Consider the following 21722-nt stretch of genomic DNA (forward strand, 5'->3'; position numbering starts at 1 on the left):
GCACAACGATGAGCATAGCGCGTACCAACGAGAGCATCCCTAACGCCCAACTACAGCTCGCCCTTCGCCGCGCCGATCACTGGCCGCAGTCAGTTGGTGCGTGGTTTTATTCCACTGCACCGCCTGCATATCGCCATAGTTATACCGCGCTTCTTTCAGCTGATACCCCATTGCGGCAAGGCCGGTAAGCTCATTAGCCGTTATTGCGCCTTTTTCATATTCAACCACATCAGGCATAAACTGGTGATGGAATCGCGGCACTTGCACCCATGAGTCCGGTTCATTGCCTTTGGCAAAATCCAGCGAGGCCAGCAGCACCATCGAAATAATACGACTGCCGCCGGGCGTTCCCAGCACCGCAACGTGATTGCCGTCGTCAAGGAAAGTAGGCGTCATGCTGGACAACATGCGCTTGCCCGGCGCTATCGCGTTGGCGACGCCGCCCACCAGTCCGTAGCCGTTCATGGCCCCCGGCAGGCTGGCAAAATCGTCCATTTGATCGTTCAGCAACACGCCGGTTCCATCCGCCACCAGGCCTGCACCAAACGGAAAGTTAATGCTTAGCGTTGCCGCAACCCGACTGCCGTTTTCATCAATAATCGAAAAATGGGTGGTATTGATGCCTTCCGGTTGCGGCTGAATTTCGCCCGACAACATGGCGCTGGGCAACGCCTTATCCGAGCGCAGACTGCTGCGCAATCCGGCCGCATAATCTTCGTTCAACAAGCGCTTAACCGGCATATCGACAAAGTCCGAGTCACCCATATACAAGGCCCGGTCATGATAAGCGCGGCGCATGGCCTCGACGACAAGATGCTTTCGGGTCAGTTCGTCGGCCTGTTTTAAATCATAGCCCGACAGAATATTCAAAGCCTCGACCAACACAATCCCGCCGGATGACGACGGCGCGGCGCTGGTGATTTTTATGCCGCGATAGTTTCCCTTTACCGGCTCCCGCTCGACAACCTGATAGGCTGCAAGATCCTGCTTTGTCCAGATGCCGCCGGCCTTGTTGACGCCGTCCACCAGTTTATCGGCTATCTCGCCGCCATAAAATCCGTCACGGCCCGAGTCGGCCAGTTGCTTTAAGGTATGGGCCAGATCCGGTTGCCTGAGTATTGAATAAGCTTCGGGAACATTGCCGTCAGTCAGGAATATCTGCGCGGTCTGCGGGTGTTTTTTTATTACCTCGGACCTGACTTTAAGCAGCTTCCGGTATCTTTCGCCGATTGCAAAACCGGTCTGGGCCGCCCTGATCGCAGGTTGCAGACTGTCCGCCAGCGGCAAGCGCCCGTATTTTTCCGACAAATGCACCAGAGCCGCGGGCATGCCGGGAATGGCGGCGGCTAACGCGCCATCGAGCGACAGACGGGGAATCACCTTGCCCGCCTTATCCAGGTACATCGCCTGATGAGCCGCTAACGGCGCTTTCTCGCGTCCGTCGATCATGGTTTCGAAACCGTCCTGTTCCCTGTGCAGCAACCAGTAACCGCCGCCGCCCAGCCCTGAACCGGAGGGTTCGACAACCGCCAATGTTGCGCTGACCGCCACCGCCGCATCGAAAACATTGCCGCCTTTATCCAGAATTTCAAAACCGGCAGCGGTCGCCAAAGGATGAGCACTGGCAATTGCAGCCCTGGTTCCATCCGCATAAACCTGCGCGACTCCAAAAACAGCCGTTAATAAGAGCGTCGCACAATATTTCTTTAACATCTTTTCCTCTGCTTAAATTTAAACTGAAAATAGTTTAAGTAATTAAACCACATTTACAAGAACGCACCCGTTTGATGCTCGACTGATTTTTTAGATTAATCACTGATGTTACGCACGGATAGTATTTCTCCCGTTTGCCGCGCCGAGCACCGGAGCTTTTATCGAGAACGGCCCGTTAGGGGCGCGGCAGGGATGCCGCGCGTCAGCAGAGGGGCAGGAGCCCCTTCTGCTGACCCTCGATAAAAGCGAGGAGCGCAGGAAGTAAGCGGCAACCGGGTCGCCTTTTCTTTGGTTACTTTCTTTTCGACTGCATGGACAGATATTTGCTCCTGCAATATCTGCATTCACCACATCCCTGTGGATTATGCAGGAGGTAGACACCAACAGTAGGCGCTTTAGGCGACGCAGGAGCAGTTGCCGAGGCGAAGCAAAAGAAAGTAACTCGCCTTCGGGTGCGAAAACCCGATTCAATCAAGTGTCGCGCTAGCGACTCCTTAATGTTAAAGCGGTCGAAATTCAACTAACTGCGTAGCATCAATTATCAATAAAATTATATCGTTAAATAAATCTCTAAGTATTTGCACCAATATTTTTTCTGATTTTTCTAATTAGAATAACAGGGAGGTTGTTTGTTTCATACACAACTCAAAGAGCAATCCTTAACCATAATGAGGTGGAAAATGGCTGCAACTGCTGAAAAGGCTAAAGAAGAAATTTCAAATCCTGACGAAGACCGCTCAACGATATGTCTTCCTGACCGTGACGCCAAGATTGCTGAAATAGCCTATCGCAAGGCTGAAAACAGAGGTTTTGAACCGGGCCATGAACTTGAAGATTGGCTTGAGGCCGAACAGGAATTTTTGCTGTAACGATACAGCCGGATATAAGTCGTGATGCCTTGTTAGGCTGATATTTTATAAAAAATTTACTGGAGAAATCTATGTCAACTAAAGAAGTAGATAAAACAAAAAAAGGTTCCGAATTAATGCCCAAAACATCGCCCGGCGGTTTGCTGTCGTTTGATGAGTTTGATAACTTTTTTGATGACTTTCTCTCGCGCAGATGGCCTCGTTTGCTGGATTGGAATATGCCTACCCTGCCTGAAATCAGTCTTCCAAAGGTTGATATTCTCGATCACGACAATGACATAGAAGTTCATGCCGCATTGCCGGGTGTTAAAAAAGAGGATCTGGAAGTGTCAGTTACCAACCAGACCATTACCATCCGCTCTTGCACCAAAGAAGAAAAAAAGACGGAAGAAAAAGGCAAATATTTTCGCCGGGAAATATCGCGCGGCGAATTTCAGCGCACCTTGTCCTTGCCCGACAATGTCGATGGCGACAAGGCGAAAGCTTCGTTCAAAGATGGCATATTGACGGTAACCATTCCCAAAACCGAAAAAAGCAAACGCAAAAGCATCGAAATTCATTAGTCCGCGTAGGTCGGAATAACCCTGTTTGAGCGTAAGCGAAAACAGGTATTTCCGGCATCACTATTGATGTCGACGCTTGCCACATCGGCAATTTGCTCCGAGAGAAACCCTAAATGAAAAATGAAACCATTGCCGCTATAGCGGCCGTATTAGTGATTATTCTGGGAATACAGGCGTATACGATGTTTCGACTGAATGACCGGCTCAACCAGCTGAGTGGGTCTTATAGCCAGACCGGAGAACCTCAAACACTATCGAATCTACCCAAATCCAATCGTCCCAAATCGGATGATGACGAATTCTTCAAGGACCGCACCTGGAATCCTTATGCAGAAATACAGTACATGCAAAATGAAATGGAACAGATGTTCGATGATTCATTTTCGCGTTTCCATATGAAAACCCCTTTAGGCAGTTTAAGCAAAACGCCCGACGTGGATTTAAAGGAGAAATCGGATCGCTATATTGTGACCGTGAATGCGCCCGGCGCCGATGAATCCTCAATCGACGTAAAGCTGGAAGATCAGGTTTTGCGTATTTCGATTAAAACGGAACATGCAAAAGACGAAACGGATGATAAAAGCGGTAACTACCAATACCGGGAGCGTTTCGTCGGCCAATTTCAACGGGCATTAACCTTACCGGGACCTGCCAACGCAACCAAAATGACCACCGAATACCACAACGGCGTGCTGACCATTACGATTTCAAAGGCGTAGTTCTGGGAAGCAGCCGAAGGGCGAAGGGCGAAAGGCAAAAAAACCTGGGCGTCAAATTAAGCCGCTTTTATCCCTTAGCCTTTTTTGGAATTTAACCTTTAATACAGCAGGCTTAGCGATGATGCGAATTTTTCTTTTTCTGGCGACCAATGTCGCAATAATGGTTGTAATCAGTATTGTCTTTAGCCTTTTGGGCTTAACCGGCACTTTAGACGCACAGGGCATAAATCTCGACCTTAACGCGCTGCTGGTCATGTCGGCAATCATAGGCATAACCGGCTCGGTCATTTCCCTGGCCATGTCAAAATGGTCTGCAAAACAGGCCATGGGCATTCAGATTGTCGAACAACCGCCACGAAACCAGACCGAACAATGGCTGCTTGCTATTGTGACTCAACAAGCCCAACAGGCGGGCATCGGTATGCCGGAAGTGGGTATTTTTCTGTCCCCCGATGCCAACGCCTTTGCTACCGGGATGAATAGAAACAGCGCCTTGGTAGCGGTCAGCACCGGTTTGCTGCAACGCATGAATAAAGATGAAATTGAAGCCGTCATCGGCCATGAAATTACTCATGTCGCGAACGGGGACATGGTAACGATGGCCTTGATGCAGGGCGTGGTAAACACCTTCGTTTACTTTTTTGCCAGCATCATCGGCCATGTGGTTGACCGCGTTATCCTTCAAAACGAACGCGGCCATGGCATGGGCTATTTCCTCGCCCAGATGGTTGCGCAAATTGCCTTGGGATTTCTGGCCTCCCTGCTGGTCATGTGGTTCTCCCGTTACCGGGAATTTAAAGCGGATGCAGGCGGCGCCAAGCTGGCCGGACGGGGAAAAATGATCAGCGCACTTCGCGCCTTGCAACGCGAATACGAGCCGCAAGACCTGCCCGGACAACTGGCGGCTTTCGGCATTAACGGCGGTAGCGCACAAAAACTGTTTATGAGCCATCCGCCGTTGGAAGAGCGTATAGAAGCGTTACAAAACATGCGTTGAGATAAGCAACATGATTCCAGTCAATGCTAAGACATGCCGTAAAGCCTATTAATCGGCATCAATGGATTGCAGAAGCGGCTTATTACAAAGCACTAGCCAGAAAATTCGAACCCGGCAAAGAATTAACCGACTGGTTAGAGGCTGAAACAGACTATTACCGAATGCTGGTAGCGCTTTATATGTCCATCCTGGAAGAAGACGGACCGATGACGATTTTAAGCTTGCGGCAGTTGGCTGAGTTTATCGGCATTCAAAACCCTGAGGATATTCTGTCCGAAATAGAACTTGTAGGGGCTATTCAAAACGCTACCGGACATAGCCCTTGCTTCCGTTCTGAAATCAATAGGCTCTGCGAAGAAATGGAATGCCCATGGAGAGCCGAATGCCGGAAACTGGTTTCGGCGTGGTATTGATGGGTTTTATCGTTTCCATATTCTACGTCTCCACTCTGGAGCGGTATATTCAATTTAACGCTGGAGCATGGCCCGAGGGAGTTTTAGAGGATAAGAAAACTTAAGCGCAATGCATTTATTCGATCTTGGAAATATCGGGCATAAAAAGCATGCATGAACCGTTATGGCTTAGCATTTTGATCTGTGCTAGACATTATTAATTTTTCGTAGCGATAGGAATGCCCGTTTTGCGGAAAATAATAAATCCTTTTTGTTTCACTTTCGATGCCAGCGCAATTTCTGGCACCACATATCAATAAATGTAGATGTCTTATCTCGTCTCATCAATGTTCACGTTAATTAAATTAGCCTGTGCAATCTGTTTGGATTCAATACTTCGAAGAAGCTCCATAGCATCTTTTTTTCCCTGCTTTTCAAAATACACCAAGGAGGAAATAAAAAAAATGAAAAGCATAAAGTAAAAGCCAGCCTTTCTCGTCTTATGTTTTTCGCGAGTCTCTAGAGGGGAGTCTTTCCTTTTTTTTGGACAATATTTTTTTTTAAACTTTACTACCTTTCTTCGTATAGAAAAGCTGTACCAGTCGTTGAATTCCGGCAGTATCATATGCGAGTAAACAAACCGCCAGCCTAGATAAATCATAACTACCCAAGTTACAAGGGAAAAAGAAATGACAAAACCGTTATAGAGAATCTGATCGAGATTTCGATCCAATATATCTGTGTCTAATAGCAGGACACCTAAATATCCACCGTTTTGCGCTGTACTAACACAGTATAAGAACGCCGTAGCAAAGGTAATTATCAATCCGCTATCTATAAGTTTGTTGGTTTGGTTGTCCATAGGAATCTAACTATAAGTAAACACATGAAAGGCCGCACAAAGAATTTGTTAGTCCATGATGCTACAGTGAGCAATTATTGGTAGCAACTTTTTTTATAAAAATTTCGTCTCAAAAATTCATTGATCAAACGCGGTATACCGTAATCCGTAGGTGCAACATCTGCATACATAATGCACCGTATAACTGATAGTTTTGTTCTAAAGTTTGATTGCCCGAACTCTATATGCAGTAAATAAAAAATCATAATTTTAATGCCCCAATCGTAATTTGTTTACCAAGGACGGCTAATCGCTGATCAGGTGTAAAAACTTCCAGCCTATGTGCGCCCCCCATTAAGTCAAGGTTAAGCTACAACAGTTATATTATTCGCACATAGTTGCTGTTTTTATCCCTCATTTCGACTTTTACCTAAAGGAGAAATGCCCCCTTCAATTCAATCAGGAATATCTATGGAAACTCAACCAAACTGGGTAACCACTATTGATAAGATAGTCGATATGGGCTTGAGCCACGGATTGGTGCAACGCACAACTGAAGACGAAGCTTTCAATGGACGGACCATTTGTTTAAACGGCAGGCAGGTGCTGAATTTTGCTCTTTGCAGCTACTTGGGATTAGAACAGGATTCCCGACTCAAGCAGGGAACTATTGATGCCGTGACCCGCTACGGCACTCAGTTCGCTATATCGAGAGCCTATATGTCGGCAACGCCCTATACGGAATTGGAAACCCAACTTGAAAAATTATTCGGGGGTCATGTGCTGGCGACTCCCACCACAACGCTAGGCCATATCGCCGCTTTGCCGGTGCTCATTCAAAAAGGCGATGTGATTATCATCGACCAGATGGCTCACAACAGTATGCAGACCGCTGCAAAGCTGGTGCAGGCGGACGGGGTTCCTGTCGAAACGCTGCTTCACGGCAACCTGGAGTTGCTTGAGGAGCGAATCAACGTCCTTAGCAAGCAGTATCGCCATGTCTGGTACCTGACTGACGGCATTTACAGCATGTTTGGAGACCGGGCTCCGGTACATGAATTAGGCCAGTTATTAAACCGCTACGAGCAGCTGCATCTGTATTTTGACGATGCTCACGGCATGAGCTGGATAGGCAAGCATGGCCGGGGTTATGTTCTCGATTGTCTACCCATTCAAGAGCGGATGGTTGTTGCGACGTCCCTGTGCAAAGCATACGCTGCCGGCGGCGGGGCGCTCATTTTTCCGAATGCACGGATGCATCGACACGTTAAAAACTGCGGAGGGCCGATGATTTTTTCAGGTCCTATTCAGCCTCCCATGCTAGGCGCAGCACTTGCCTCTGCTCGCATCCATCTTTCGCCGGAGATTAATTGCCTGCAACTGGAACTGCAAGACCGTATTGCGTTCTGCAATCGGCTGCTTAAAGCATTCGAAATACCTGTCGCATGCAGTTCGCAGTCGCCCATTTTTTACATCAAACTAGGACTTCCTCATGTTGCCGGCGATATGGTCAAATATCTGCTTGATGAGGGTTTTTATACAAACCACGCTGTTTATCCGGCAGTATCCCGGCGAAAATCGGGTATACGATTCACTTTAACCCGGCACCTGTCTTTTGATGATATTCACGGTCTGATTGAGGCCATCGCCCGCAACCTTCCGAGGGTTATGGATACAAAGTCCAGAAAGGGAGCGGAAAAATGTGTTCCGTTGTAACAAACTAAAGTCGCAACGCCATGCGCATCAACTTAAGCTAAGCGCTACATGATACTGTTTGTCGTATAATCAGGAGTGCAAGCTTTGCTTGCCACATTGACAATAATGCATCGTATACCGTGCAGGCAAAAGCCTGCACTCCTTCCTTAAACTGCCGCACCAGGCTATCGCTGATAAGTGCCGATCAGTTCCGCCTGCCCAATAACATGCCCTGCCATCGCTTTTTCAAGCTGGGTCTTATTGGGATGATGCAGATCGGGCAACTCAACATCCAGCGCATAAAGTTTATGAAAGTAGCGATGCCGACCAACGGGTGGGCATGGACCGCCGTAGCCCGTCCGTTTCCAGTCGTTTTTGCCTTGGTAAGTGCCGACGGGTAAATTGGCGACAGCAACGGCTTGCGGTAGCTCTGTAGCCGTCGGCGGAATGTTGTAAAGCAGCCAATGTACCCAGGTCATTTTGGGCTTGGCAGGATCCGGCGCATCGGGATCGTCAACAATCAACACCAGACTTTTGGTATTTTGCGGAAGCCCCGACCAGCTTAAAGCGGGCGAACTGTCGTTGCCGTCACAGGTAAAAATTTTGGGAATTTCTCCCTGATGGGCAAAGTCCGGTGATTTGAGGATCAAGGTCATGTGTTGCTCTCCTTCAGCCAAGACGGCTGTAGTAAAAAAGATGCTGAAAACCAAATAAATTAGGCGGATAAAAATAGGCTGCTTGATTGAATTCATTAATCACCTCAAAAATAAAATTAGGATTGCCGGTTTACTGATCGCCAATCTCAAGATTGGAAACCAGCCCTTACAAACTCGTGTCCGCTCCTAAACCATAAACCTATCCCGACCGGCTGGCAATTGTAGAAAAGACCTACAGACAAACAACTTTTCATTAGTTTAAACTCCATCGCTACAGCCGATTTTTGTGCGGTAAAATCAGGAGGTTGTGAATATGAGAAGAGTAAAACATCTTATTTTTTGGCTGGTGGTCATCGGCATTATTTTGCTGTTATTTTCCTCCCATGTGATCGCTGAAAATGATTTTCACCGGCAACGCTATGCGTTGGTCGAGATCATCAAGGCCGAAGTGAAGGAGACCGGCGATTTCCTGAATCAGGAAGCGCTCGATGAGCGGGTTATCGATGCGCTGCTCAAGGTGCCGAGACATGAATTCGTCCGCGATACTGAGCGTCCCTATGCCTACGCAAACAGGCCGCTCCCTATCGGTCATGGCCAGACTATTTCCCAGCCTTATATCGTGGCGGTCATGACCGACCTGCTTAAGCTGAAAAAAACCGACCGGGTTCTGGAAGTCGGCACCGGTTCAGGGTACCAGGCGGCTATTCTCGCCGAACTGGTTGATAGCGTCTACACCCTGGAAATTGTTGAACCGCTGGCTAAACAGGCCGCAGAAAACCTTAAACGAACCGGTTATGACGCCGTTCATACCCGCATCGGCGACGGTTATTACGGCTGGGAAGAAGCCGCGCCTTTTGACGGCATTGTCGTTACCGCCGTTGCCAGCCATATACCGCCGCCGCTGATTAAACAGCTTAAACCCGGCGGTCGCATGATCATCCCGGTCGGCGCTCAGTTTATGACCCAGTACCTGGTTTTGGTGACTAAAGATGATGACGGAAAAGTCACCACTCGCCAAATCCTGCCGGTCAGTTTCGTCCCGCTCACCGGCAAGCACTGACGGGAAAATGCCGATGAAGCCGCGTTTATCGCTATTGGCCGCTGTCGCCATTATTTCGGCATCCGCCCTGGCCTATGAAATTTTATTGATGCGCCTGTTTTCGATTATCCAATGGCATCATTTCGCTTACTTGATGATCAGTCTGGCGCTATTGGGCTACGGCGTCAGCGGCGTGTTCCTGGCGCTGAACCGCGACCGGTTAGCGCAACATTTCCCGGCTGCGATCATGGCCAATATGTTGCTGTTCAGTCTTTTGGCACCCGCCTGTTTTTTGCTGGCCCAGCAAATCCCGTTTAATCCGGCAGAAATGCTATGGACGCCCGTGCAGTTATTGTATTTGTGCGGCATTTACCTGATTCTGGCGTTACCCTTCTTTTTCGCGGCCAATGTGGTCGGCCTGTCCCTTTACCGCTACAAGAGCCAGGTATCTTCCATCTATGCGGCCGACCTGTTTGGCGCCGGCTTGGGCAGTGCCGGGGTTATTTTGCTGCTGTCCATTATGTTTCCCGAAAAAATATTAACCGTGTTGATGCTGTCGGGACTGCTCGCGACCTTGCTGGTATCGAGCTATACCTTTAACGCCCCAAAATACTGGACCATTGCGTCCGTTATCATCGGGCTGGCGGTTATTTTCGCCCCGACCGGCTGGATGACACTGAAAGTTTCACCGTATAAAAGCCTGAATCAATTACTGCAAGTGCCGGGCACAAAAATCATAGACCGGTATTCCAGTCCGCTGGGTTTAATCAGTGTAGTCAAGAGCGAGATTACCCCGCTACGCCATGCGCCCGGCTTGAGCCTTAATGCTACGACAGAGCCGCCCGAGCAACTTGCCGTGTTTACCGATGCCGACAATATGACCGCCATCACCCGCTATGACGGCAACCCCGAAACGCTCGGCTACCTGGATCAAACCACATCGGCCCTGCCCTATCACCTGAAACAACACTCCGACATCCTGATTCTCGGGGCTGGTACCGGCAGCGATATTTTACAGGCCGGCTATCACGCCATTAAGCACGTCGATGCCGTTGAACTGAACCCTCAAATCATCGACCTGGTTCAAAGAAAATATGCCGATTTTGCCGGTTACCTTTATTCCAGCGCCCATGTTAATGTCCACGTTGATGAAGCCCGCGGCTACCTTGCAGCAACGGATAAAACCTATGATTTGGTCAATATTTCATTGCTGGATGCGTTTGGCGCATCGACCGCAGGCCTTTATTCGATGGCTGAAAACTACCTTTATACCGAACAGGCCATACGGGAATATCTGCGCCATGTCAGCGCAAACGGTTACCTCAGCATTACCCGCTGGATTAAAATTCCGCCGCGCGATGAACCCAAACTGTTGGTTACGGTTATTAACGCGCTTAAAGATGCCAATGTCAGGCAGCCCGGCCAACAGATAATCATGATACGCGGTTGGCAAACCAGTACCTTACTGGTAAAAAACGGCAATATATCCGCCGAGGAAATCAGCCGGTTAAAACAGTTCTGCACCGAACGCAGCTTCGATTTGGTTTATTATCCCGGCATCTCGGAGTCGGAAGTCAATCGCTTCAATATCCAGCAGCAGCCTTACCTGTACGAGGCGGCTGTGGCTTTATTGGGCGACCAAAGCCGGGCGTTTATTGATGCTTATAAGTTCAATATAGAACCTGCGACAGATGACCGGCCCTACCTGTTTCATTTTTTTAAATGGCGCACCCTGCCCGAGATTTTGTCGTTATTGGGTACCGGCGGAAGCTTTTTACTGGAAAGCGGCTATTTATTGTTAATTGCGGCTTTGGTCCAAGCGATGCTCGCCAGTCTATTATTGATAGCGTTACCGCTGTGGTTGTGGAAAAGCAAGCTGGGCATCGAGCCGGGATCGGGAAGCCATCTGCGCATACTCGTGTATTTTTTCTGCCTGGGTTTGGCATTCTTGTTCATTGAAATCGCCTTTATCCAGAAATTTATCCTGATTCTGCATCATCCGCTTTATGCCATTACCGTGGTGCTGAGTACCTTTTTGTTATCCGCCGGTGCCGGCAGTTATTTCTCAACCAAGCTGTCGAGCAGGACTGAAAAATCGGCGTTTATGCTGCCGATGGCGGCTATCGCATTGCTCAGCATCGGTTACAGCCTGGGCTTTGAAGCTATCGCCGGTTTTTTGCTGAAAACGGGAAGCCTGAGCCGCTACCTGTTTTCGATAATTTTGATAGCGCCGCTGGGTTTTTGCATGGGCATGCCGTTTCCGATGGCGCTGGCTAACATCAGCCGAACCGCCCCGGCATTGATACCCTGGGCATGGGGCATTAACGGCTGCGCCTCGGTGATCAGCGCGATACTGGCAACCCTGATTGCGATGCAGTTCAGCTTTACCGTGTTGATCTTTCTGGCGGTGATTTTGTATGGGGTTGCGGCGTGGTGTTTTCCAAAATGGGTACAGGCATAGCGTTAATGCTCTGCGTTATTAGGCAATGACTAAGAAAATTTACCACGAAAGACACGAAGAAAATATTCCAGTTAACCCCATGTATTGAAACTTCGTCGCCTCTGTGGCCAATCGTTTTTTAGACTGTTTTAGATAATACGCTTACAGTTTCGTTTGCTTTCCGCCCACGCCGGAACGCGCCCGGCGAGTTGCCGAAATAACGCTTGAACGCCTTGCTGAATGCCGGTACCGAATCGTATCCGCAACGCTCGGCCACCCGTTCTACACTCATGCCCGGCTCCATCAACCAGCCTGCTGCAATCTGCAACCGCCAAGCGCTAAGGTATTCAATCGGCGAACTGCCGATCAGTGCGGCGAATTTCTCCGATAACACGGTTTTGGACAATCCCGCTTTGGAACACAGTTCGGCAACCGTCCAGGGTTGCCAGGGCTGCTGATGAATCAAGCCCAACACGGTTGCCAGCCGTCTGTCCTGCATGGCCGCAAACACACCCTGCCCTACCAAATTTTCCTCAATGCAGTAACGGATCACCAGTACGAACAGGCTGTCGCATAACCGTTCCACGACCGAGTCGCTGCCAAAGCGCTGACCGGAAGCCTCGCTAATAACCAGCTCTATCAGCTTGGCCAGTATGTCGCCGGCTTGGTTCTTTTTGATCACAATCTCGGCGGGCAGTACCTGCCACAACAACGATCGGGGCGTAGCCAACTCGATCTCGCCGCAGACAAATCCGGATTCGCCATCCTCCCAGCCTGTTAAACGGTTGTCGGACGCGTCGTCAGGTAAATGCTTGGCGCAGTATGACAAAAAATGCTTTGGCGCATGCGGCAGAAACAAAATCAAATCGCCGCTTTCCAGCGCCAGCGGCGTTTCCCGGCTCGGCGAATGCACCCAGCCTTGCCCCTTGCTGAGCATGAAACCAAACCGAAGTATCGGAATTGTGATCCATCAGCCAGCGTCCGCAAACGCCGCCCGAATAAACCAGCTTGGCTCGCAAATTCAGCGCGTTGACCAGCGCAGTTAAAGCATCCACATCGATCTCTCGGACAATCGGACAACAATCCCGGAGTTACGGGCATGGGTTCGGCAAGCCGGATTGCTTAACCTATTCCCGTCGGAATTTTTAATTGCGGAGATCGTGAAATGAACGTTTAGCCCAAGCCTTTGCATAACAAAACCTATTCAGATTAATCAAAAAAACAGGAGATACAGTATGTCCCAATTTAACATTTATTCCATTCAAAATGCGCCTCTTGCTGCCCAACCGCTACTTGAAGGCGCACAACAAAAATTCGGCTTTGTGCCGAATTTGCTGGGCGGCTTCGCCGAATCGCCGACGGTTTTACAGGCCTATCTCGATATTGGCGCATTGTTCGACAGAACCTCGCTGACCCCGGTCGAGCAACAGGTCGTACTGCTTGCCGCCAGTATCGAAAACCATTGCATTTACTGCGTAGCCGTCCATTCAATGCTGGCCAAACATAAGGCCAAGGCCGATGCCGCCATTGTCAATGCACTGCGTGAGAAACAGCCGTTGCCGGACAAAAAGCTGGATGCCTTGGCAACCTTTACCCACGCCATGGTCGAACAGCGCGGCAAAGTAACCGGCATAGCCTTGGATAATTTTATCGCCGCAGGATACAGTCGGGCGCAGGTGATGGAAGTGGTGCTGGGCGTAACGATGAAAACCCTCAGCAACTACGCCAATCATATTATTCACGCACCGTTGGACAGTCAATTCCAAGCCGAGGCATGGGATGCGCCTGCTCTGTGCAGCAAGCAGTGCGCTTGAACTTTATACATAACTTAAACCATTAGGAGAAACACCATGCCGCTCGTACAAATCAAAGGTATCAGCGGTTATTTATCGCTACAACAAAAACAGGAAATCATCAGTAAGGTCACCGATGCGATCGTTTCGGCAATTGCTCCTGCATTGCTAAACCACAAGGATGTGGTGAATGCAGAAAACGCATGGAGCAGTTTTCTGTCTACCTCCTGCATAACCCACAGGGATGTGGGGAATGCAGATATTGCAGGAGCAAATATCTGTCCATGCAGTCGTCGGTAGAAGGCGAAGGCTTAAGACCGGTTACCTGGGTGATCATCAAGGATGTTGCTTCGGGCCAATGGGGCGTCGGCGGGCCGGGGAGTCGCTATTTTTGCGAAAGCTTTTATGGGCATCCCTGCCCAACAAGCGGCAAAAGCTACGCGACCGCTAATGCCTGCGGCTGCCCCAGCCGTCCTGCTTCATTCGCTGGATACCCAACAAGGGGTATCCAACATCATTCTCGCAATGACTCGACGCGATGTCGGAAAGCCTGCATTTTCACTACGCAAAAAACGCTTCGTGAAAACACATGCCCTATCGCTTCTGGGGACTACTCGACTCCTGTCTCGCAGCGCAAGCCGTCACCACCGATGCTATTCGCGCGATGAGTCAGGCGTCAGGGTAATTGCCTCGGAATAAATTGAGCGTTTGTAGCTGCGGATTTATCCGCGCCTACAGCGCCACAGAAGAAGCGTTCTCTTGACAATAAAGGCGGACTCAATTAAGTTGGCCAGCATTAGCTAACTTAGCCCTGGTGTCCTCTATGCAAGTCAACATACTCGAAGCCAAAAACAACTTGTCCAGCCTCATCGTTGCCGCCGAGAGAGACGAAGAAGTGGTAATCGCCCGTAACGGCGTACCCGTCGCCAAACTTGTTAAATATACGGCCAACAAAGTCGCCCCTCCCGGTGCCTGGAAAGGCCGTGCCGCTTATGCGGCGGACTGGAATTTCGCCGAGACCAACGCAGAAGTAGAACAATTATTCACCGATAGCGACAATGCGCCTGCTGCTTGATACCGGTATTGTTTACGACTGGCTGATGGGCGAAATCAAGGACCGCCCGATCATCGAGCGGATTCAGGCTGAAGGCGCATTGGTCAGTTCGGTTACGGTCTGGGAAATGGCAATCAAAAACGGCTTGGGTAAAATGCCCTTGCCTTCTGAACATATCGCCGAAGACATTGAAGCGCAAGGTTTTCAATGGCTGAATATCACGCCTTACCATGCCCAAACCGTTCTCGAACTGGGCGATCATCATAAAGACCTGTTCGATCGATTGTTGATTGCCCAAGCCAAGTACGAGAAGCTGCATATTGTGACTTATGATGCGGTGTTTCAGGATTATCTTGGTGATGTGCTGTTTATTAGAAAGTAAGGTGTAGCGCGGTTTCGCGACAGCAAACCGCAATCAACGCACAAGACCAAATACAACGGATATAAAACCGCTTGAAACAATCCAGGCGAGAATCAGATTCGCTCTTCCCGACCATGGCGGTTACAGCTTTAGGGACGGGGTTATCAACTTCCGTCCCGCTTGAACGTCAGCAACGCACAATCTGCGGTGCGCCGACAGCTCCATTAGCTAATACGGCCATAACCTGTTTATCGCGGTCGGTGGAATCGCCGGATTCTAAATCTCGATAAATAAATTGTTGCAGCGGTGTTAGCCCCTCTTTATCGTCGGATAATTTTCTCTGCAAGGCATCGATTTTTCTGTCGACTGTTATCGCCAGCAAATAACGGTTGGCCCAATAATGCTCCGGAAAATCCTGGCTGAGCTGTTGCCAATCGGTCTCCAACGCCTGTTTTTTATACAACCGGCATGCTTGGGCGGCCCAGGCATGGGGCGGCACCAACACCTCGCCGGGTTGCAACCACTCTCTATAAAACAATGCCAAGGCATCGCCTTGTTCAGCTTCCTTGACAAGGCTAGCCATACTGTCTGGTGAATCCGGTGCTTGGGCAAACGCGGCTTGCAACTTGGCCCGGCGCTGCAATTCCGCTAACAACTCGACCAAAGTATCGGAACAAGACCTGTCGGCGCTTGCCGAATTTTCATTGAGAAGCTGATGACTGCAGCCAATTTGCGGCTCACCGATTATTTCGCTGTCGTCCGCCTCAACATCAAGCCAAGCCGATACATCAAGCGTATTGTCTTTAATTTGAGTTAATATATTCTTGGCGCTGTTTTTTGGATAATCTTTCAAAAATTCCGTCAATAAATTTTCCGCTTCCGGCGTTTTATTCTGCTTAAACAAAAGCTTAGCCAGTACCACACGCGACTGCTCATTGTCTGGATGACGATCCGCCACTTCCCGCAGCCAGCGTTCGGCCTCTGGATACTTGGCCTCGCCTTGGCGGATCAACAACCGCGCCAGTTCCACGCGCGACGGTGCGTCATTAGATTTGCGCTCGACCGCTTCCCGTAGCCAGCGTTCGGCCTCTGGATACTTGGCCTCGCCTTGACGAATCAACAGCCGCGCCAGTTCCACGCGCGACTGTTCATTGTCAGGATGACGATCCGCCACTTCCAGCAGCCACCGTTCGGCCTCTGGATACTTGGCCTCGCCTTGGCGGATCAACAGCCGCGCAAGCTCCACGCGCGACGGTTCACGGTCAGGATTGCGCTCGGCCGCTTCCCGCAGCCAGCGTTCGGCCTCTGGATACTTGACCTCGCCTTGACGGATCAACAGCCGCGCCAGCTCCACGCGTGATGCTTCATGGTCAGGAAATAACCGCGCCGTCTCGCGCAATACCCACTCTTGGGCCTCGCACTGTCCCGAATGGTCCAAATATTCTGCCCATAGCATCCAGATAAAAGAATCCATGGGTTCCAGGCTTAAACCGCGTTCGATCATCGACTGAAAACGCTCTAAGTCTTCGGATGATAGCTTACGGCGTTTCAACAAGCGCGAACCTAAGTTGCTAAGTGTAGAAGTAAAAAAGTAGCTGTCGCCCGTTGTCTGGCTGTAATCGTAATTTTTATCCAGTATTACGAACAAACGTTGCGCCAAGTTTGAGGCAGACAGGCGCGAGCTCTTAATGTCTTTAGACAGCGCATCGAATTCGGCTTTATCGGCCGGCTGAAGAGCTGCGGGCGGAGAAGGACGGTTTTTACGTTGCTGCTTAGCCGATTGCCGCAAATGCTCCAACAAATCCTTGCCGATAACCGTTTTCGCTTTAAAGCCTTCAGTAACGGTTTCCAACAACATTTGCCAATGTTCCGGTCCCGCCGGATAACGGGCACTCAACGTTGCGTAATGTTGGTTAAAAAATTTGCTGGCTTTTCCGCTGTCATGCAGTAGCACTGCATGATGCAACAATGCCAATAATTGCGTTTGTTTGTTGCGTTGCGCATCGTGCCCATTGGGCAGACGTTGCAGGCCGACCAAAGCGACGCTCAAGTATTCGTGCCGCGGATCGTCCGCCAATTGCAGCCATGTCGCAGGGCAAGCATCCTCGCGTTGCCGGTGCGTCAATACGCGCCAGTATTCCAACGCCGGATCGCGTTCAGGAGCCAGGCGCAAGGGAGCCAGCCAATTGAGCCAACTGCTGGCGGTTTCGCGCAAGTGATAGATTGTGATCGGCAAGTCCAATAACTGTACGCTGGTCAACGCATCGCACAGTCGCTTGCTGTAAACGCCGTAGCCTAAGCGCTTTACTTGCGCCGCATAATCTCCACGCATCGCATTAAGCCAATGCAACAAAGCGTTATCGAGCAACTTCCTTGGTTCAGCGAATTCCGGCATATCGGGAAACTCCTGATACAGCAATTCGGGAATATCCAGGCGCAAGCCGGAACCTAAGCCGGCCCGGCCGCTGAATAAGTCTGCAATCGCTTGGTTCGGATTGCTAAGAAAAACCTCGTACCACCGGTTCATTTACGTCCCTCCATCGCTTGACCGAAATCAGGACGGTTTGCCGCCTCCTGTAAGGCGATCAAATGCAAATCTCTGGCGTCGCGTAAACGACCGTCGTCCGTCACACTGTGTGGACTGTTAATCCAGGCGACCTTCCAGAGGTGCTCAGGCCGGTAGTCAATGCGGTAATGAAGCATTTCCGCCGTCAAGGTGTCGGCCTGATCGGGAGCAAGATGCAGCGTTGCGCCGTAAGCATGCGCTTTTGGCACGGGAAAGAAAAATTCGTGCATTCCGCCGTCGAGCACGGTAGGCAAAGCAAAAGCGCAGGGAATGGTCTTGGCTTTGCTGGCTGTTATCACTTCGTCCAATGAATAGCGCATCAATGCAACAGGTATCTCCACGCCTTTGTTTGAACCGTAATGACCTAATCCCAAGCGATCGCGCAATTGGTGTTGCCAATCGGCATGGTCGGCCTCGGCTTTAACTTCGTCGTAAAAAGCGGCAAATGTCGGGCGGCCGTCGCGTATGTTATTCCAATTTTCCATAACCGTTTCTAAACGCTTTTTTTCATCGGGACGTTTGCTGTTAATTAAGCCTTTTAGCTCATCAAAACCTAAATTTTCTTTTTTGAACAAGCGCTCCAAATGCTCCAACCTAACAACGGTACGGTTAGTTACTATGCCTTGTAGCCAAGCCGTCCGGTTAAGATCGAGAAAACTGTCCGGAATGCTTGAGCGTAGTACCGTAACAGTATCCTCGTAATTTAACTTTTCCACTTCCTTCCAATCCTCCCAATCCGGCTCTAGTGGATTCAACAGCCGATCCTCGAATTTACCCCAACGCGATGAATTAACGCGCTCGTCAAAGCGGCAATTATCGACGATAGCAGCTTGCTTGGCATCAGTTGAAAGACTTAGTTGATTGAGAAAAAGTTGAGTTTCGGCTTTCACGAACAGTTTAGATAGACTTTATTAAAATTATGCGAATCATTTTAGCCGCTTGTTTCTCATTATGCGAATAAATCACGCCCATAACTTATTAAGCTAAAGATCAAAGGGACAGCTCGATAAGATGCGCTGGCATGGCATGGGATGGGATGGGATGGGATGGGATGGGATGGGATGGGATGGGATGGGATGGGATGGGATGGGATGTGTTGAAGTACGAAGCGCATTGTTCGCGATTGATGCGTCTCCTGTCGTCGGCACATCCTATGCACTCGCCTTTTCCGCCATCAATTCCCCAGCCATATCCCCAGCTTTTTCAACGCCAGTTCCAGCCCATCATTCCACGGCACCGCGCAACTAAGCCGGATAAAGTTGCCGTATTTCTTTTGGGTGGCCGAAAACAGCGGCCCCGGAACTATGTGCAAGTTTTATTTTTAAACCATGAAGAACATGAAAGGCATGAAGTCTTCATATCCTTCATGCTCTTCGTGGCCATTGCTTAAATTAATTTATGCCTGTTCCCAACAAGATTTTTTTGGCCTATTGACAGGGGCAGGCTAATGGATGCCCCCCTATCCTTTCTAAACCGATCAATTCAGCGATAACTCCGCCCGCAAACGCTCTGCCATCATATCGACGAACGAACGGATTTTAGCCGACGAGTGGCGGCCTTCGCGGTGCAGTATATGGATCGGCACCGGCGGGCTTTCGAACTCGCTGAGCACGATTTTCAGTTTGCCGGTCTGTAGCGGTTCGGCAATTTGGTAGGACAGCAAGCGGGTGATGCCTAGGCTGGCCATCGCGGCGTAGGCCCCCGAGTCGTTATCGCTGATGCTTAACAGGGGTTGTAGCTTTACCGTCACCGGCTGGCCGTCGCGCACGAAACGCATCTCGTTGGCGGGATTTAACCCCCGCGCCAGGATGATGTCGTGCGCCGGTAAATCTTCCGGCGTTTGCGGGATGCCGCGTGCCGCCAAATAGTCGGGCGACGCGCACACCACTCGCCGCACCGCGCCGACCCGTAGCGCCCGGTACGACGAATCCGGCAAATCTCCGATGCGGATCGCCATGTCCACGCCTTCCTCCAGCATGTTGACAACCCGGTCGACGAACAGTGCGTTGACTTCCACCGCCGGGTAACGGCGCAAATACTCGACGATGCCGGGCATCACGTACATGCGACCGAACAAAACCGAGGCGGTGACGGTAAGTTGGCCGCGCGGTTCGGCGTTGATGCCCAGCGCCGCGTCGTCGGCTTCATCGGCCAAGGCGATGATGTGTTTGGCGTCCTCGTAGTATTTCTGGCCGGCCTCGGTCATCCGCACGTAGCGGGTGGTGCGGTTCAGCAATTTAACGCCCAAGCGCTCTTCCAAGGCCGCAACCGCACGCGTCACGGCCGGTGGCGACATCTGTAGCTTGCGGGCGCCGCCGGCAAAGCCTTCCGCATCGACCACCGCGACATACACGCTCATTAAATGCAGACGACTCATTGATAGTTCCAGTTATCGGAATAGTAAATTGATAATTTTAACTATTCTTTATTTTTTTGCAATAAGACACACTACACCCGCCTGCTGAATTTCACACAGGCGACTAACAAACCCTTTCATTATTTGGAGAACTATCATGAGCCGTATTACCACCGTTAGCAACGAAAGCGCCAACACCGAACAACTCAGCCTGTTGGATGCGATACAAAGCCAGTTGGGCATGGTGCCTAATTTCTTGCGGGTGTTCGCCCACTCGCCGGATGCCTTGAAAGCCTTCCTCGGCTTGCATCACATCGCCAACCACGGTTCGCTGGACGCCGCCACCCGCGAACGCATCGCGCTGGCGCTGGCCCAGCAGAACGAATGCGAATACTGCCTGTCCGCACACACCGCCATCGGCCGCAAAGCCGGTTTGAACGGGGCGGAAATCGAAGCCAACCGGGCCGGCACCAGCCAGGATGCCAAGGCGGCGGTGGCGGTTAAATTCGCCCGCGCCCTGGTCGCGCACAAGGGCGAGGTCACCAACGCCGAGTTGCAGGCCATGAATGACGCCGGTTTCAGCGAGGCGGACATCGTCGAGGTGATCACCCACGTCGGCATGAACATAATGACCAATATCCTGGGCAAGGCCAGCCGGGTCAGCATCGACTTCCCGAAAGTGGGGCTAAAACAGGCGGCCTAATATAGGCGCCGTAATTCATTAAGATACATTGATATGCAATTCACGGATTCGCTCGTTCCCAAGCTCCAGCTTGGGAACGCAGTCTTGGAAGTTCCAGCTTGGGAACGCAGTCTTGGAAGCTCCAGCTTGGGAACGCAGTCTTGGAAGCTCCAGCTTCCCGACTCGCGAAGCTGCGACTGCATGGATGCAGGAGGTAGAGCAACGCAGGGAGCAGTTGCCGAGAGCTTCGCTAACTGGGTTCCCAAGCCGGAGAGACTGTGAAAGTATTCTCTCGCACCATACTTTATAATATGCACATCATCCGGTAACCGCCAGTTAACAAACACTCATGTCATCACGCCGCTATCAACCCGTATTAAACCGTCAGCAAGAAATGTTGCTGCCGCCTTGTGTCGATGAATACGTCAGCCAGAACAATCCGGTACGAGCCATTGATGCCTATGTCGATACCTTGGATTTACAGGCTTTTGGATTTGCAAACAGCCAACCTGTCATGAGTGCCGGACAACCGGCTTATGATCCGGCGGCGTTGTTGAAATTGTATTTGTACGGCTATTTACAAGGCATCCGTAGCAGCCGGAAGCTGGAACGCGAGGCCAGGCGGAACCTGGAGGTTATGTGGTTGGTCGAGGGCTTGCGCCCGACCTATAAAACCATCGCCGACTTTCGCAAAGTCAATGGCGCAGCATTAAAGGCGGCAAACCGCGATTTCCTGCTACTGTGTAAGGAACTTGCGCTGTTCGGTGGCGAACAAGTGGCTGTGGATGGCAGCTTTTTCAAAGCCGACGCCAGTAAAACCGGAATTTACACCGAAGACAAACTCAACAAACAGCTTGAAGATTTAGACCAGAAAATCGCCGACTACCAACAAGCCCTTGCCGAACAAAACGCCGCCGATGACCGGGCAAGCCAAGGCAGCTTGGTTGAAGACGAGCAGTTGCAACAAAAGCTTGAACGGTTGCGCA

At 50.6% G+C, this 21722-nt stretch carries 22 protein-coding genes; 14 read left to right on the forward strand and 8 right to left on the reverse strand.

Features of this window, described 5'->3' with window-relative positions; translation table 11 throughout:
• Positions 1-39 precede the first annotated feature (39 nt).
• Positions 40-1713, reverse strand: a complete 1674-nt coding sequence (gene ggt / locus METTU_RS21380) for a gamma-glutamyltransferase (protein ID WP_006894149.1) — start codon at positions 1711-1713, stop codon at positions 40-42.
• 680 nt (positions 1714-2393) lie between these two features.
• Here ggt and METTU_RS21385 point away from each other — a divergent pair.
• The 5 genes from METTU_RS21385 (at position 2394) to METTU_RS21405 (ending at position 5274) form a co-directional block, all read left to right on the forward strand.
• The gene (locus METTU_RS21385) at positions 2394-2582 is read left to right on the forward strand and encodes a DUF2934 domain-containing protein (RefSeq protein WP_040581683.1); all 189 of its coding nucleotides are present in this window, start codon (positions 2394-2396) and stop codon (positions 2580-2582) included.
• A 71-nt stretch (positions 2583-2653) separates the two neighbouring features.
• A complete protein-coding gene (locus METTU_RS21390) occupies positions 2654-3145 on the forward strand; it encodes an Hsp20/alpha crystallin family protein (RefSeq protein ID WP_006894151.1) in 492 nt (163 codons plus the stop codon).
• Positions 3146-3258: 113 nt separating this feature from the next.
• Positions 3259-3864 (forward strand): Hsp20/alpha crystallin family protein, encoded by a 606-nt coding sequence (locus METTU_RS21395; RefSeq protein ID WP_006894152.1) that lies wholly within the window; start codon positions 3259-3261, stop codon positions 3862-3864.
• A gap of 118 nt (positions 3865-3982) precedes the next feature.
• A complete protein-coding gene (gene htpX / locus METTU_RS21400) occupies positions 3983-4861 on the forward strand; it encodes a protease HtpX (protein ID WP_006894153.1) in 879 nt (292 codons plus the stop codon).
• A 23-nt stretch (positions 4862-4884) separates the two neighbouring features.
• On the forward strand, positions 4885-5274 hold the full coding sequence (locus METTU_RS21405) for a DUF2934 domain-containing protein (protein WP_006894154.1): 390 nt from the start codon (positions 4885-4887) through the stop codon (positions 5272-5274).
• Between the two features lie 310 nt (positions 5275-5584).
• Here METTU_RS21405 and METTU_RS21410 read toward each other — a convergent pair whose 3' ends face one another.
• Complete coding sequence (locus tag METTU_RS21410; RefSeq protein ID WP_006894156.1) at positions 5585-6115, reverse strand: hypothetical protein; 531 nt, start codon at positions 6113-6115, stop codon at positions 5585-5587.
• A gap of 450 nt (positions 6116-6565) precedes the next feature.
• Between METTU_RS21410 and METTU_RS21415 the strand changes: the two genes are divergently transcribed.
• Positions 6566-7810, forward strand: coding sequence for an aminotransferase class I/II-fold pyridoxal phosphate-dependent enzyme (locus tag METTU_RS21415; RefSeq protein ID WP_006894157.1), 1245 nt, complete (start codon positions 6566-6568; stop codon positions 7808-7810).
• Between the two features lie 164 nt (positions 7811-7974).
• Here METTU_RS21415 and METTU_RS21420 read toward each other — a convergent pair whose 3' ends face one another.
• Positions 7975-8541 carry a YbhB/YbcL family Raf kinase inhibitor-like protein gene (locus tag METTU_RS21420; RefSeq protein ID WP_006894158.1) on the reverse strand — a complete coding sequence of 189 codons (567 nt, stop codon included), beginning with the start codon at positions 8539-8541 and terminating at the stop codon, positions 7975-7977.
• Between the two features lie 217 nt (positions 8542-8758).
• Here METTU_RS21420 and METTU_RS21425 point away from each other — a divergent pair, with 217 nt between their 5' ends.
• Positions 8759-9505, forward strand: a complete 747-nt coding sequence (locus tag METTU_RS21425; protein ID WP_006894159.1) for a protein-L-isoaspartate(D-aspartate) O-methyltransferase — start codon at positions 8759-8761, stop codon at positions 9503-9505.
• Between the two features lie 13 nt (positions 9506-9518).
• Positions 9519-11945 (forward strand): spermine/spermidine synthase domain-containing protein, encoded by a 2427-nt coding sequence (locus tag METTU_RS21430; protein WP_006894160.1) that lies wholly within the window; start codon positions 9519-9521, stop codon positions 11943-11945.
• 118 nt (positions 11946-12063) lie between these two features.
• Here the strand turns inward: METTU_RS21430 and METTU_RS21435 are convergent, their stop codons facing one another.
• On the reverse strand, positions 12064-12861 hold the full coding sequence (locus tag METTU_RS21435; protein WP_254258135.1) for a helix-turn-helix transcriptional regulator: 798 nt from the start codon (positions 12859-12861) through the stop codon (positions 12064-12066).
• A gap of 298 nt (positions 12862-13159) precedes the next feature.
• Between METTU_RS21435 and METTU_RS21440 the strand changes: the two genes are divergently transcribed.
• The 4 genes from METTU_RS21440 to METTU_RS21455 all read left to right on the forward strand — a co-directional run bounded on the left by METTU_RS21440 (position 13160) and on the right by METTU_RS21455 (position 15153).
• Positions 13160-13738 (forward strand): carboxymuconolactone decarboxylase family protein, encoded by a 579-nt coding sequence (locus METTU_RS21440; RefSeq protein WP_006894162.1) that lies wholly within the window; start codon positions 13160-13162, stop codon positions 13736-13738.
• 36 nt (positions 13739-13774) lie between these two features.
• The gene (locus METTU_RS24770; RefSeq protein WP_006894163.1) at positions 13775-14017 is read left to right on the forward strand and encodes a tautomerase family protein; all 243 of its coding nucleotides are present in this window, start codon (positions 13775-13777) and stop codon (positions 14015-14017) included.
• Between the two features lie 523 nt (positions 14018-14540).
• The gene (locus tag METTU_RS21450) at positions 14541-14792 is read left to right on the forward strand and encodes a type II toxin-antitoxin system Phd/YefM family antitoxin (protein WP_006894164.1); all 252 of its coding nucleotides are present in this window, start codon (positions 14541-14543) and stop codon (positions 14790-14792) included.
• Positions 14776-15153: a type II toxin-antitoxin system VapC family toxin gene (locus METTU_RS21455; RefSeq protein WP_006894165.1), complete on the forward strand. Its 378-nt coding sequence runs from the start codon at positions 14776-14778 to the stop codon at positions 15151-15153. The genes METTU_RS21450 and METTU_RS21455 overlap by 17 nt, the downstream gene beginning before the upstream one ends.
• A 166-nt stretch (positions 15154-15319) precedes the next feature.
• Here METTU_RS21455 and METTU_RS21460 read toward each other — a convergent pair whose 3' ends face one another.
• The 4 genes from METTU_RS21460 to METTU_RS21475 all read right to left on the reverse strand — a co-directional run bounded on the left by METTU_RS21460 (position 15320) and on the right by METTU_RS21475 (position 20075).
• Positions 15320-17659 (reverse strand): tetratricopeptide repeat protein, encoded by a 2340-nt coding sequence (locus METTU_RS21460; protein WP_006894166.1) that lies wholly within the window; start codon positions 17657-17659, stop codon positions 15320-15322.
• The gene (locus METTU_RS21465) at positions 17656-18588 is read right to left on the reverse strand and encodes a hypothetical protein (RefSeq protein WP_006894167.1); all 933 of its coding nucleotides are present in this window, start codon (positions 18586-18588) and stop codon (positions 17656-17658) included. Before METTU_RS21465 ends, METTU_RS21460 begins: the two co-directional genes overlap by 4 nt.
• Before the next feature lie 284 nt (positions 18589-18872).
• Complete coding sequence (locus tag METTU_RS24180; protein WP_217182967.1) at positions 18873-19010, reverse strand: hypothetical protein; 138 nt, start codon at positions 19008-19010, stop codon at positions 18873-18875.
• Positions 19011-19175: 165 nt separating this feature from the next.
• A complete protein-coding gene (locus METTU_RS21475; RefSeq protein WP_006894168.1) occupies positions 19176-20075 on the reverse strand; it encodes a LysR family transcriptional regulator in 900 nt (299 codons plus the stop codon).
• Positions 20076-20211: 136 nt separating this feature from the next.
• Here METTU_RS21475 and METTU_RS21480 point away from each other — a divergent pair, with 136 nt between their 5' ends.
• Together METTU_RS21480 and METTU_RS21490 are read left to right on the forward strand one after the other, a co-directional pair.
• Positions 20212-20757, forward strand: a complete 546-nt coding sequence (locus METTU_RS21480; protein WP_006894169.1) for a carboxymuconolactone decarboxylase family protein — start codon at positions 20212-20214, stop codon at positions 20755-20757.
• 328 nt (positions 20758-21085) lie between these two features.
• On the forward strand, positions 21086-21722 hold a 637-nt coding region (locus METTU_RS21490; RefSeq protein WP_006894170.1), incomplete at its 3' end, for a transposase.

The organism is Methylobacter tundripaludum SV96 (assembly GCF_000190755.2).
In the GTDB taxonomy this organism is placed as follows: Bacteria; Pseudomonadota; Gammaproteobacteria; order Methylococcales; family Methylomonadaceae; genus Methylobacter_A; species Methylobacter_A tundripaludum.